At 65.0% G+C, this 14,078-nt stretch carries 7 protein-coding genes; 5 read left to right on the plus strand and 2 right to left on the minus strand.

Going from position 1 to position 14,078, the window contains the following annotated elements; translation table 11 throughout:
* Window positions 1-82 precede the first annotated feature (82 nt).
* The 4 genes from ABMY26_RS01980 (at window position 83) to ABMY26_RS01995 (ending at window position 5,474) form a co-directional block, all read left to right on the plus strand.
* Window positions 83-3,049 (plus strand): FAD-dependent oxidoreductase, encoded by a 2,967-nt coding sequence (locus tag ABMY26_RS01980; protein WP_372394797.1) that lies wholly within the window; start codon window positions 83-85, stop codon window positions 3,047-3,049.
* Between the two features lie 65 nt (window positions 3,050-3,114).
* On the plus strand, window positions 3,115-3,843 hold the full coding sequence (locus ABMY26_RS01985; protein ID WP_045583079.1) for an amino acid ABC transporter ATP-binding protein: 729 nt from the start codon (window positions 3,115-3,117) through the stop codon (window positions 3,841-3,843).
* A 111-nt stretch (window positions 3,844-3,954) separates the two neighbouring features.
* A complete protein-coding gene (locus ABMY26_RS01990) occupies window positions 3,955-4,632 on the plus strand; it encodes a GntR family transcriptional regulator (RefSeq protein WP_372394798.1) in 678 nt (225 codons plus the stop codon).
* A gap of 128 nt (window positions 4,633-4,760) precedes the next feature.
* Entirely contained in the window at window positions 4,761-5,474 is a 714-nt protein-coding gene (locus tag ABMY26_RS01995; protein WP_372394800.1) for a dienelactone hydrolase family protein, read from the plus strand.
* On the opposite strand, the gene ABMY26_RS02000 is transcribed toward ABMY26_RS01995, so the two are convergent.
* Window positions 5,386-6,120 carry a sulfite oxidase heme-binding subunit YedZ gene (locus ABMY26_RS02000; protein ID WP_372394802.1) on the minus strand — a complete coding sequence of 245 codons (735 nt, stop codon included), beginning with the start codon at window positions 6,118-6,120 and terminating at the stop codon, window positions 5,386-5,388. The two genes, ABMY26_RS01995 and ABMY26_RS02000, sit on opposite strands and share 89 nt — an antisense overlap.
* 2 nt (window positions 6,121-6,122) lie before the next feature.
* Complete coding sequence (gene msrP / locus ABMY26_RS02005) at window positions 6,123-7,070, minus strand: protein-methionine-sulfoxide reductase catalytic subunit MsrP (protein ID WP_372394803.1); 948 nt, start codon at window positions 7,068-7,070, stop codon at window positions 6,123-6,125.
* A gap of 964 nt (window positions 7,071-8,034) precedes the next feature.
* Between msrP and ABMY26_RS02010 the strand changes: the two genes are divergently transcribed.
* Window positions 8,035-13,929, plus strand: coding sequence for a HAMP domain-containing protein (locus ABMY26_RS02010; RefSeq protein WP_372394804.1), 5,895 nt, complete (start codon window positions 8,035-8,037; stop codon window positions 13,927-13,929).
* Window positions 13,930-14,078 lie beyond the last annotated feature (149 nt).

Consider the following 14,078-nt stretch of genomic DNA (forward strand, 5'->3'; position numbering starts at 1 on the left):
GAATCCAGCGCAAATTGACGCAGCCTTGAAAAGCCCCTCGCCAAACCGTTTTCCACCGCAATCCGGAAAAGCCGTCCCGCCCATGCGCCTCGAACATTCCAGCGTCCGCCGCGACGGCGCATCCATCGAGATCACCTATGACGACGAGCGCATTCCCGCGCTGGCCGGGGAGACGGTGGCGGCAGCCCTGGCGGCGCATGGTGTCGCCGCCTATCGCCACACTCGCGATGGCGGGCGGCGCGGCCTCTATTGCGGCATGGGCGCCTGCTTCGAATGCCTGGTGACGGTGGACGGCAAAGCCAGCCAGCGCGCCTGCTTGACTAAGGTGGCGGACGGCCAGACCATCCGCTCGCAGCCGCCGGCCGGCACGCCCGAAGATCCACTGGCCCCGCTGGTGCCGCCGCCGCAGGGCACGGCGCCGGAAGAGCGGACACTGGACCTGCTGGTGATCGGAGCCGGCCCGGCCGGTCTGGCCGCGGCGGAGGCTGCGGCGCGACGCGGTGCCGACGTGGTGGTGCTGGACGAGCGGCCGCAGAGCGGCGGTCAATATTTCAAGCCGCTCGCTCCCTCGCATAACACCGACAAACCGACCGACCGCCAGTTCCGCGCCGGCCTCGCCCTGCTCGACGCGGCGAAGCGGGCCGGCGTCGCCATCGTCCAGGAGGCGACGGTGTGGGGCGCCCACACCCCCAACGAAGTGATCGCCGTCGTCGCTGGGCGCGAAACCGTCTATCGGCCGCGGCGGCTGGTGATCGCCAGCGGCGCCTACGAGCGGCCGGCGCCCTTCGCAGGCTGGACCCTGCCCGGCGTGATGACGACGGGAGCCGGCCAGACATTGGCGCGCGCCTACCGGGTGGCGCCCGGCCGTAGGGTGGTGGTTGCCGGCAACGGCCCGCTCAACCTGCAACTGGCCTGCGAGCTGGTGCAGGGTGGTGTCGAGGTGGTCGCCGTTCTGGAAAGCGCGCCGCGCCCGTCACCCGCCCAGTGGCGCGAGTTACTGAAGGCGCTGCGAGCGGCCCCCGGCCTGATTGGCGACGGCGCCCGCTATATGCTGACGCTGCGGCGCGCCGGGGTACCGGTGCTGTGGTCGCACGGCATCGTCGCGGCAGAGGGCGCGGCGGAAGGCGACGGCCGGCTGGATCATGTGCGCTATGCCCCGCTCGGTGCCGACGGCACGCCGCGGCTGGCAGATGCCGTCAGAGTTCCCGCCGACGCGCTGTGCCTGGGTTACGGCTTCATCCCCTCGACTGAGATCGCCCGCGCGCTCGGCTGCGCCCACCGGCTGGTGGATAGCCATCTCGGCTACCTCGCCACCGAGACGGCGGTGGATGGCGCCACCAGTCTGCCGGGCGTCTTCGCGGTCGGCGACGGCGTCGATCTCGGTGGCTCACGGGTGGCGCAGGCGCGGGGCGCGCTGGCCGGCATCTCCGCCGCCACCCAGCTCGGCCTGACAGACACGTACCCGGAGGAAAGCCGGCGGACGCTGGCCGACCTGCGGCGGGCCGAGGGCTTCCAGGCCGCGCTGTGGTCGATCTACCGGGCGCTGCCGGTGCGGCTCGGCGCCGTACCCGACGACGCCATGCTGTGCCGCTGCGAGGAGGTCACCTTCGGCCAGGTCCGCGCCGAGATCGCCGCCGGCCATGACAGCCTCGCGGCACTGAAGCGCAACACCCGGCTCGGCATGGGCCGCTGCCAGGGGCGCTACTGCGCGGCGACCGCCGCACTGCTGCTGGAGCAGGCCACCGGCCGTCCGCGGGCGCCCGAGCAGTATCTGGCGCCGCGCCTGCCAGCCAAGCCGACGCCGGCCGGCGCCTTTGCCTTCGAGAAGCCGGAATGGGGCGGCCATCAGCGCGCCATCACCCCAAACCTCGCCCGCCCGCTGGAGGACGGCCCGCTGCCCAACCAGGAGGCAGAGATCCTGATTGTCGGCGGCGGCGTGGTCGGTTCCTGCCTCGCCTATTACCTGACGCAGGCCGGCCGCGACGTGCTGGTGGTCGAGCGCGGCGACACCAACCTCCAGGCGTCTGGCGCCAATGCCGGCAGCCTGCATGTCCAGCTCCTGTCCTTCGACTTCGGAGCGCGGGCCGAGGCGGGCGGCGGCCCGGCTGCGGCGACGTTGACGCTCGGCCCGCGCTCCGTCGCGCTGTGGCGCGAGTTGGAGAAGGCCTGTAGAGCCGATTTCGAGCTGGCCGTCACCGGCGGGCTTATGGTCGCCGACAGCCCGGCCGGCATGGAGTTCCTGCGTGCCAAGGCGGCGCTGGAACGGCAATACGGCGTCGAGAACGCGATCATCGACGCAGCCGAGCTGCGCCGCCTCGCCCCGGCCCTGTCGGACGGGCTGGTCGGCGCCGAATACGCCCCGCAGGAGGGCAAGATCAACCCGCTGCGCGCGACCTACGCCGTGCTGGAGCAGGCCCGCCGCCAGGGCGCCCGCTTCCTGCGCGGGGTCAACGTCACGGGTATCGCTGCCCTTCCCGCCGTCGAGGGCGGCGGATGGCGGGTCGAAACTTCGCGCTGCCGCATCCGCGCCAAACAGATCATCAACGCCAGCGGCCCCTGGGCGCGCGAAACCGGGCGGCTGGTCGGCATCGACGTGCCGGTGCACAGCGCGCCTTTGCAGATGATCGTCACCGAACCGGCGCCCAAGCTGGTCAGCCAGCTCGTCGCTCATGCCGACCGCCATCTCAGCCTGAAGCAGGCCGTCACCGGCGGACTGATCATCGGCGGTGCCTGGACCGCCGTCTTCGACCCGGCACGCCGCTTCAACACGGTGTCGCGCTCCAGCATCGAGGGCAACCTGTGGGTCGCCCGCCATGTGCTGCCGCAGATCGCCGGGCTGCATGTGGTGCGCGCCTGGGCGGCGATGAACATCAACATCGACGGAGCGCCGATCCTCGGCCCGGTGCCGGGATTGCCGGGATTCTTCAACACGGTAACGTCCAACGGCTTCACCCTGGCCCCGGTCGTCGCCCGCATGACCGCCGACCTGCTGCTGGACGGCCGCACCGACATCGACCCGACGCCGTTCCTGATCGACCGGTTCCGCTGAAACGCCCCCCTTCCCCCAACGTTCCGGCGCCGCTGCGGCGGCGCCCATCGCCAAGAGAATCCCTCATGATCGCCATCGAGAATGTCAGCAAGACCTACGGCACCTTCCAGGTCCTGAAGAACTGCACGACCACCGTGCGCAAGGGGGAGGTGGTGGTGGTCTGCGGCCCCTCCGGATCGGGCAAGTCGACGCTGATCAAGTGCGTCAACGGGCTTGAGCCCTTCCAGTCCGGCCAGATCAAGGTGGACGGCATCGACGTCGGCGCGCGGGCAACCAACATGTCGGCGCTGCGCGCCCGCGTCGGCATGGTGTTCCAGAATTTCGAGCTGTTCCCCCACCTGACCATCATGCAGAACCTGACGCTGTCGCAGCGCAAGGTGCTGGGCCGCCCGACCGCCGAGGCCGAAGCCAAGGGAGAGGCGCTGCTGGCGCGGGTCGGGCTGGCCAACCAGGCGCACAAGTTCCCCGGTCAGCTTTCCGGCGGTCAGCAGCAGCGCGTTGCCATCGCCCGCGCCTTGGCGATGGACCCGATCGCCATCCTGTTCGACGAGCCGACTTCCGCGCTCGACCCGGAGATGATCAACGAGGTGCTCGACGTCATGGTCGAACTCGCCAACGAGGGCATGACGATGATCTGCGTCACCCACGAGATGGGCTTCGCCCGCAAGGTCGCCCACCGGGTGATCTTCATGGACCATGGCAGCATCATCGAGGATTGCACCAAGGCCGAGTTCTTCGAGACCCAGCGTTCGGAGCGCGCCGCCCAGTTCCTTGCCAAGATCCTGCAACATTGAGTGAAGCGTCGAGCCACGCCCCGCCGGCCCGCCGGAACGTTCAGAACCTTTGCAGGACAATGATCCGTCTGCTTTGTTAGGGAGAGATCAGCGTCAGGGGGCAGGACTGGTATGAGCATGGAGATGGACAGCCCGAAAGCAGCGACCCCGGCCGCTGCCGGCGTGAATCTGGCGAGCATGGCCTACCGGACCATCCTGGAGATGATCCTCGACCGCCGGATTCCCAGCGGCGAGGTGATCGTCGAGGACCGGCTGGCCACCGCGCTCAGCATTTCGCGCACGCCGATCCGTGAGGCGCTGGTGCGGCTGGCCAGCGAGGGGTTGATCCGCAAGGAGTTCAACCGTCCTTACCGGGTGCGCGAGGTTTCCAACCGCGAATATTTCCAGAGCATGCGTCTGCGCGAGATCCTGGAGGGGGAGGCGATCACAGCCGCCGCGTCGCGGATCGACCCTGTCCGGCTACAGGCGATGAAGGCTGAGATGCTGCGGTTGCGCGACGAGCCCAAGATCCGTTTCGAGGACCATTGGGCGGCCGACGAGGAACTGCATACCCTGATCGCCGAGGCGTCCGGCAACGCGGTGCTGGCGCAGATCATCCGCGACCTGCGGGTGACGACGCGCCTGTTCGAGCTGTCCGGCCTGCCGTCGCGCATCCGTCCCGATTGCGACGAGCACCTCGACGTCATCGCCGCGCTGGAAACCGGTGACCCGGCGGAGGCCCGCGCCGCAATGGAGCGGCACATCCGCAGCCTCGCCAAGGATGTGTTGGGCGAGATCGCCAAGAGCTGAGCAAGCCTGCTCACCGACGCCGCATAGATGCAGCACTGATATGGATCCGGAATTTGTGGCAGGTGACGGCGCAAAGAACCGACCTTGCCCGGTTGCCGTCACGCTCTCCGTGTCTATGATTGAACCCAATGGCCGCGTCGACGGTCTTCAAAGACGAGGTTCGGGATATGAGTGATGTAACGGCAAGCTGGATCGAACTGCAGGCTGCGGACGGCCACCGGCTGCGCGCTTACAAGGTGCCGGCCAAGGGTGAAGAGATCGGTCGGCTGATCGTGGCGCCGGAAATTTTCGGCATCAACCATCACATCCGTAGCGTGTGCGATGGATTTGCCCAGCAGGGCTTCACTGCTTTGGCACCGGACCTGTTCGACCGGGCCGAGCGTGGGGTCGAACTGGCCTATGACGATGCCGGTATCCAGAAGGGTATTGCATTGAAGGGGGCGGTGCCTACCGCCGACGCGCTGCAGGACGTTGCCGCTGCGCTGGCCCATCTGGGCGGTGCCGGCGCGGCGGCCATCGTCGGCTATTGCTGGGGCGGGAGCATTGCCTGGGCTGCGGCTGCCGCTCTGCCGTTGCGCGCGGCCGTCGGCTATTATGGCGGCGAAATCGGCAAGTCCCTCGATACTGTCCCGCGCGTGCCGACGCTCCTGCACTTCGGCGAGCAGGACCATGCCATCCCACTATCGGTGGCGGACGGCGTGCGCTCACGCTACCCATGGCTGCCGGTTCATGTCTATCCGGCTGGCCACGGCTTCAACTGCGACGAGCGGGGGAGCTTCCATCCGGAAAGTGCGGTTCTGGCGCTTCGACGGACCGTGGGGCTGCTGCGGGCCGTATTCTGACCGCCGGCTCCTTCCGCCGCGCGAGCCGGATCGGCCAGCGGCGGAAGGCCAGCAGCCCGATGCAGACCAGCGCATAGACCAACGGCGCCGTCTGCCATCCCTTCACCAGCATGATGAAGTGGAGGCAGGCGGCCAGCCCGGCGACAAAGACTCCCTTATGGAGCAGACGCCAGCGCTTGCCGCCCAGCCGTTTGACCATGCCGTCGGTCGATGTGGCGGCAAGCGCAGTCAAAATCATGAACGCGCCCATGCCGACGGTGATATAGGGACGTTTGACGATATCCTGCCAAATCGCCGTCCAGTCGAAGAACTGATCCAACCCGATATAGGTGGACAGGTGGACAACGGCATAGAAGAAGGCGAACAATCCGAGCATCCGCCGGAAGCGCGCCAGCCCTGCCACTCCGGTCAACATCCGCAATGGCGTCAAGGCCAGCGCGATCAGCAGGAAGCGCAGGGCCCACAATCCGCTGGCCTTGACGCTCTCCAGTACTGGCTCCGCCCCGAGCTCACCCGTGTAGGCGAGCCAGACGGTCCAGATCAGGGGAACCAGGGCAAACATGAAGACGGCGGGCTTGGCCCAGCGTGACGTCAGGGCGGAATTGGCGGCGGCACGCAAATCGGGGGTGTGGATTTCTGTGGCCATGGTCAGTAGTTCTTCCGAAGGTCCATCCCGGCATAGAGCGATGCGACCTCCTCGCCATAGCCGTTGAAGGGGAGGGTCTTGCGGCGGGAGAAGTCACCGACGCGGCGTTCGGTCGCCTGACTCCAGCGCGGATGGTCAACCTCTGGGTTCACGTTGGAATAGAAGCCATATTCGCGCGGCTGGGACTTGTTCCAGGCGGTCGGTGGCTGGTCCTTCACCAGGCTGATGCTGACGATGGATTTGATGGACTTGAATCCGTATTTCCAGGGCACCACCAGTCGGATCGGCGCGCCGTTCTGATTGGGCAGAACTTCGCCATACATGCCGACAGCCAGCAGGGTCAACGGATGCATCGCCTCGTCCAGCCGCAACCCTTCGGTATAGGGCCAGTCGAGCACCCAGGACCGCAGTCCCGGCATCTGTTTGGGATCGTTCAAGGTTTGGAAGGCGACGTATCGGGCGTTTCCGGTCGGCTCGACACGCTTCAGCAATTCGGCCAACGGAAAGCCGACCCAGGGGATCACCATCGACCAGCCTTCTACGCAGCGCAGGCGGTAGATGCGTTCCTCCATCGGGAACTTCAGCAGATCCTCGATACCGATGGTCATCGGCTTCGCCACTTCGCCGCCGATGGCGATCTCCCATGGGCGTGTGCGCAGGGTACCGGCGCTGTCGGCCGGATCGCCCTTGCCGGTGCCGAATTCATAGAAGTTGTTGTAGGTCGTTGCCGACTTCATCGGTGTCGTCGGGTCGAGCTTCAGGTCGGCAGGCTTGATCGTGGTCGGTACGGTAAAGGTTGCAGCCAGCGCGCCGTTGCTTGCGAGCGGTATGCTACCCAGCGCGAAGGCAGCAGCACCACCGGCCATCAAGCTGCGGCGAGACAGGAACAGATCCCGCGGCGTCACCTCATCCTCGCGTGACTGCGAGGCAGTGGGAAATTTGAACAGCATCGACCCTCTCCAGAACGGACCATTCCTGTTACTAACCATAGGTCTGAAGCGGGTTGCCGGCAAATCACGGCGTCTACACGTTTGCGTGAGCGAATCGAACCTGATGTTTGCCCCGGAGAGGTTAGCGAGGCCCAAGTGGGATTACTGTGGCCGGTCCACTGAAGCCGTCCCTACGAACCATCCGCCGGATCGGGAAGGGGAGAACATCGGCTGAAGGGCGGGGAGTTCGAGGCAACGATATTTCGGCGAAAGAGAGAGCCAAGGCAATGCCATGGTTGCAGGACTGCATCCAAGTGAGCATACAGCAGATCGAAGTCTGCATGGTGAATGTCCACAGAGTCATGACGGGCCTTGGGCTGTGTTGGCAGGCAAAAATTCTTGCTAGGCGGGCGATGATCAATGCCTGACTGTTCCATCGCGTTCGGAACGATAAACGATACGGGCTGGTGAAACGTTCCAACCTTTATACGTCAGGCGAAGCCTATTCGTAGGCGGCCGCCATATCGAGTGGATGGTGCCGTGGCGGATCGGTCACCCCCGGACTCTCGCCTGCCAAGAAACCCTCTACGTCGAAACTCCGTTTTGCGTTCCTGCTGCCGTGTCGACCGGCTTGAACAACCGACTATTCGTTGAAACGTCTGTGGCTGCGATCAAGGCAGTGCGTAATGAAAATTCTTCAAAATCTATAAAATAAGATATCATCCCTAAGATATATACATAGAACTTACGCGGGAAACAGAGACGCATACCAAAGGCTAAATTGACCGGAATCCACTTTACTTCATCGTGCGGGACTGTACCGACTGCACGGTCACTCGCCAGCAATGGCTGTGTATACACATTCTCGATGCGGGTATTCGAATCGAAACTGTGGCGGATTGCATTTTCTTGAGCAGCCTGGGATTGGTCGGCGGGTGTGATGGAACACGGCCCTTGGTGGGTCGGCGCGCGGATGGGGAATGGCATGACGGCGATGGTGGAAACCGCGGAAGCGTTGGATCCTAAGGTTCTGCTGATGGCCTTGCGGCAATTGCGCAAAGGTGAATTCTCGGCAAGGCTGCCGCTCGACCTGATCGGCATCGACGGTGAGATCGCCGCCGCCTTCAACGACGTGGTGGAGCTGAATCAGAATCTTACCGCCGAAGTCAGCCGGCTCAGCGTCGCCATCGGCAAGGAAGGCCGCATCAGTCAGCGTGCCAAGCTGAACAACGCATCGGGCGGCTGGGAAACCTGTGTCGACAGCATCAACATGCTGGTCGGCGACATGATCCAGCCGACGACGGAAATCGCACGGGTCATCGGTGCCGTCGCCAAGGGCGACCTGTCCAAGACCATGGCGCTCGAAATCGAAGGCCGCCCGTTGCAAGGCGAATTCCTGCGCACGGCCCGCAACGTCAACACCATGGTTGACCAACTCGTCACCGTCACGACCGAGCTGACCCGCGTGGCGCGCGAGGTTGGCATCGAGGGCAAGCTGGGCGGACAGGCCCAGGTCAAGGGCGTCGCCGGCAGCTGGAAGGATTTGACCGAGAACGTCAACGTGATGGCGGCCAACCTGACCGGTCAGGTTCGCAACATCGCGGAGGTGACGACAGCGGTCGCGAAGGGCGACCTGTCGAAGAAGATCACCGTCGACGTGAAGGGTGAGATCCTGGAGCTGAAATCGACCATCAACACGATGGTGGACCAGTTGAACAGCTTTGCGTCGGAGGTGACGCGCGTGGCGCGTGAGGTGGGCTCCGAAGGCAAGCTGGGCGGTCAGGCGAAGGTGGAGGGCGTCGGCGGTACCTGGAAGGATCTGACCGACAATGTGAACATGATGGCGGCGAACCTCACGGGGCAGGTGCGCAACATCGCGGAGGTGACGACTGCGGTCGCGAAGGGCGACCTGTCGAAGAAGATCACCGTCGATGTGAAGGGCGAGATCCTGGAGCTGAAATCGACCATCAACACGATGGTGGACCAGTTGAACAGCTTCGCGTCGGAGGTGACGCGCGTGGCGCGCGAGGTGGGCTCCGAAGGCAAGCTGGGCGGTCAGGCCCAGGTCAAGGGTGTTGGTGGCACCTGGAAGGATTTGACCGACAGCGTGAACATGATGGCGGCCAACCTGACGGGGCAGGTCCGCAACATTGCCGACGTCACCACCGCCGTCGCAACGGGCGACCTGTCGAAGAAGATCACCGTCGACGTGAAGGGCGAGATCCTGGAGCTGAAGTCGACCATCAACACGATGGTGGACCAGTTGAACAGCTTCGCGTCGGAGGTGACGCGCGTGGCGCGTGAGGTGGGCTCCGAAGGCAAGCTGGGCGGTCAGGCCCAGGTCAAGGGCGTCGGCGGCACCTGGAAGGATCTGACCGACAGCGTGAATTTGATGGCGGCCAACCTTACGGGGCAGGTCCGCAACATTGCCGACGTTACCACGGCGGTTGCCAATGGCGATTTGTCGAAGAAGATCACAGTGCCGGTGAAGGGTGAAATTCTGGAGCTGAAGAACACCATCAACACCATGGTGGACCAGTTGAACAGCTTCGCATCGGAGGTGACGCGCGTGGCGCGTGAGGTGGGCTCCGAAGGCAAGCTGGGTGGTCAGGCCCAGGTCAAGGGCGTCGGCGGCACCTGGAAGGATCTGACCGACAGCGTGAACGCGATGGCGACCAATCTGACGGGGCAGGTGCGTAACATCGCCGAAGTGACGACGGCGGTGGCGAACGGCGATCTGTCGAAGAAGATCACCGTCGATGTGAAGGGCGAGATCCTGGAGCTGAAATCGACCATCAACACGATGGTGGACCAGCTGAACAGCTTCGCGTCCGAGGTGACGCGTGTGGCGCGCGAGGTGGGCTCCGAAGGCAAGCTGGGCGGTCAGGCCCAGGTCAAGGGAGTCGGCGGCACCTGGAAGGATTTGACCGACAATGTGAACGCGATGGCTACCAACCTGACGGGCCAGGTGCGCAACATCGCTGAAGTGACGACTGCGGTCGCCAACGGCGACCTGTCGAAGAAGATCACCGTCGACGTGAAGGGTGAGATCCTGGAGCTGAAATCGACCATCAACACCATGGTCGACCAATTGAACAGCTTCGCCTCGGAAGTCGCCCGCGTGGCGCGCGAGGTGGGGATCGAGGGCAAGCTGGGCGGTCAGGCCCAGGTCAAGGGTGTCGCGGGCACCTGGAAGGACCTGACCGACAACGTGAACATGATGGCGGCCAACCTGACGGGGCAGGTGCGCAACATTGCGGAGGTGACGACGGCAGTCGCGAAGGGCGACCTGTCGAAGAAGATCACCGTCGACGTGAAGGGCGAGATCTTCGAGCTGAAATCGACCATCAACACCATGGTCGACCAGTTGAACAGCTTCGCGTCGGAGGTGACGCGCGTGGCGCGCGAGGTGGGCTCCGAAGGCAAGCTGGGCGGGCAGGCAAAGGTGGAAGGCGTCGGCGGCACCTGGAAGGACCTGACCGACAACGTCAACATGATGGCAGCCAACCTGACGGGGCAGGTGCGCGGCATCGCCAGCGTCGTCACCGCGGTCGCCGACGGCGATCTGAAACGCAAGCTGGCGGTGGACGCAAAGGGTGAGATCGCTGCGCTGGCCAACACCATCAACGGTATGATCGACACGCTTGCGACCTTCGCCGATCAGGTTACCAACGTGGCGCGCGAGGTCGGCATCGAAGGCAAGCTGGGCGGTCAGGCCCGCGTGCCGGGCGCCGCCGGCCTTTGGAAGGATCTGACCGAGAACGTGAACCAACTGGCCGCCAACCTGACCACCCAGGTTCGCGCCATTGCCGAGGTTGCCACCGCGGTGACCAAGGGCGACCTGACCCGCTCCATCACCGTCGAGGCGATGGGCGAGGTCGCGGCGCTGAAGGACAACATCAACGAGATGATCCGCAATCTCCGCGATACGACGCTGAAGAATGCGGAGCAGGATTGGCTGAAGACCAATCTGGCGAAGTTCACCCGCATGTTGCAGGGCGAACGCGACCTCGTCACCGTCTCCAACATGATCCTGTCGGAAATCGCGCCGCTGGTGAATGCGCAGCATGGCGTCTTCTACGTCGCCACCCGCGACCGGGATGAAGCCCTGCTGGAACTGGTCGCCAGCTACGCACTCAAGGAACGCAAGAACCTGTCCAACCGCTTCCACCTGAAGGAAGGTCTGGTCGGTCAATGTGCCTATGAGAAGAAGCGGATCCTGCTGACCAATGTGCCTCGCGACTACGTCTCCATCAGTTCCGGACTGGGTGAGGCACCGCCGCTCAACATCATTGTGCTTCCAGTCTTGTTCGAGGACGATGTGAAGGCGGTGATCGAGCTGGCGAGCTTCGGCCGCTTCAGCGAGACGCACCAGAGCTTCCTGGAGCAGCTGACCGAGAGCATCGGCATCGTGCTGAACACGATCGCTGCCAACATGCGGACCGAAGGGCTGCTGAAACAGTCGCAACGCCTGACCACCGAACTGCAAAGCCAGCAGGAGGAGTTGAAGACCACCAACGAACGGCTGGAGCAGCAGGCCGCCTCGCTGCGCAAGTCGGAAGAGCTGCTGAAGGCCCAGCAGGAGAAGCTGACGACCACCAACGAGGCACTGGAGGAAAAGGCCGAGCAGCTTGAGAAGCAGAACATCGAGGTCGAACGCAAGAACCGCGAGGTCGTGTTCGCCAAGGCGGCGCTGGAGGAGAAGGCAGAGCAGCTTGCCCTGACCTCCAAATACAAGTCGCAGTTCCTGGCCAACATGAGCCACGAGCTGCGCACGCCGTTGAACAGCCTGCTGATCCTGTCCAAGCTGCTGGCTGACAACCCGGACACCAACCTGTCGGACCGCCAGGTGGAATTCGCCCGCACCATCCATTCCGCCGGATCGGACCTGCTGGGATTGATCAACGACATTCTGGACTTGTCGAAGATCGAATCCGGCACCGTCACCCTGGAGATCGGCGAGGTCGTCCTGGGCGACCTGCGCAACCATGTGGAGCGTACCTTCTCGCAGCTGGCGCAGGAAAAGAAGCTGAGCTTCGCCATCGAGATGGACGAGGCACTGCCCGCCAGCGTCCAGACCGACGAGAAGCGGCTGGCGCAGGTGCTGAACAACCTGCTGTCCAACGCCTTCAAGTTCACCGACATCGGCGGCATCACCTTCCGCATCGCACCGGCGACGGCAGGGTGGAGCGCGGCCCATCCGACGCTGAACGCGGCTATGTCCGTGCTGGCCTTCACCGTCATCGACACCGGCATCGGCATTCCCGAGGACAAGCAGCGCATCATCTTCGAGGCCTTCCAGCAGGCCGACGGCACAACCAGCCGCAAATATGGCGGCACCGGCCTCGGCCTGTCGATCAGCCGTGAGATCGCGCGCCTGCTGGGCGGTGAGATCCGGGTCATCAGCGCGCCCGGCAAGGGCAGCGCCTTCACGCTGTACGTCCCGCGCAGCTACGATCCGGCTGAGGAAACCGCCAACCCGCTGGTCGCCGCGGCGAGCGGAGCGTTGGCGCCGGCCGGTGGGCAGCCCACCGCCCTGTTGCCCAAGCGGACGGAGGCAGTGATCCGTCCGCTGATGACGGCCGGCTCGCAGGACGGGCTGGCCCTGCTGGAGATGCATCCGGCCGGCGACGACCGCGACCGCATCCATCCTGGCGAACCCGTGGTGCTGATCGTGGAGGACGACGCGACCTTCGCCTCCATCCTGCTCGATCTGGCGCGGGAGAAGGGGTTCCGCACCGTGCTGTCGGGCGGCGGTGCCGCAGCGGTGCCGCTGGCGCGCAAATACCGGCCTGATGCCGTCCTGCTCGACATCGGATTGCCGGACATGGACGGCTGGGCGCTCCTCGACCTGCTGAAGCGCGACCCGCAGACCCGTCACATACCGGTCCATGTCATTTCCGCCAAGGACGAGCGGCGGCGCGGCCTTTCGATGGGCGCCTTCGACTATTCGGAAAAGCCGGTGGAGCGTGAGGCCATCTTCGATGCGCTCAACCGGGTGAAGAGCTTCAAGGAGCGCAGCCACCGCCGGCTTCTGGTGGTGGAGAAGGACAGTCCGCAGCCGGGGCTGGTCGCCGGCCTGATCGGCAACGGCGATGTCGAGACGCACACCGTCACCTCCATCGAGGCGGCGATGGCGGCGCTGTCCGCCGACCGCTTCGACTGCATGGTGCTCGACCTGTCGAGTCCGATGCTGTCCGGTCCGACCGCCGCCGATATGGAACTGATGGAATGGCTGCGCACCCGCGACACGCTCGCCTGGATGCCGGTTGTCGTCTATGTCTCCCCCGCCGTGGCGCCCGAGGACGAAGCACGGCTGCGCCGGCTGGCCGAGACGGTGGTGTTGAAGAGTGCCCGGTCGCCTGCCGGCCTGTTGGACGAAACCGCACTGTTCCTTCACCGTGCGGTCGACCGCTTGCCGGAGGACAAGCGCCGCAGCATTCTGGATCTGCGCCAGCACGATCCGTCGCTTGCCGGCAAGCGGGTGCTGGTGATCGATGACGACATCCGCAACATCTTCTCGCTCGCCAGCGTGATGGAGGCGCACAGAATCGAGGTCCTGCATGCAGAAAGCGGGCGCGAGGGCATCGAGCGGTTGCGTGCCGGTCCGGCGGTCGACGTGGTTCTGGTCGACATCATGATGCCGGAGATGGACGGCTACGAGACCATGCGCACGATCCGCAGCATCGACGAATTCCGTGCCCTGCCGATGATCGCCGTCACCGCCAAGGCGATGAAGGGCGACCGTGACAAGTGCATCGAGGCCGGGGCGACCGACTACATCGCCAAACCGGTGGATATCGACCATCTGCTGTCTTTGCTGCGGATCTGGACCGCCAGGGGCGGCCGGCCCCAGCCGCGTGGAGGAATGCCGGCATGACGCGGCGCAAGCTCCGTCCGGCGCGTGCGTCGCGTCGCGGCCTCCTCGCCCCGCCATTGGCCTTTTCCCCGGTACGGGCGGCGCAGCGGTCGGGCCTGCTGGGTACAGCAAGCCATCAGGAGGCGATCCGTCAGACGCTTCTGCCCCCG

Source organism: Azospirillum sp. HJ39, from assembly GCF_041507355.1.
GTDB classification, from domain to species: Bacteria; Pseudomonadota; Alphaproteobacteria; order Azospirillales; family Azospirillaceae; genus Azospirillum; species Azospirillum thiophilum.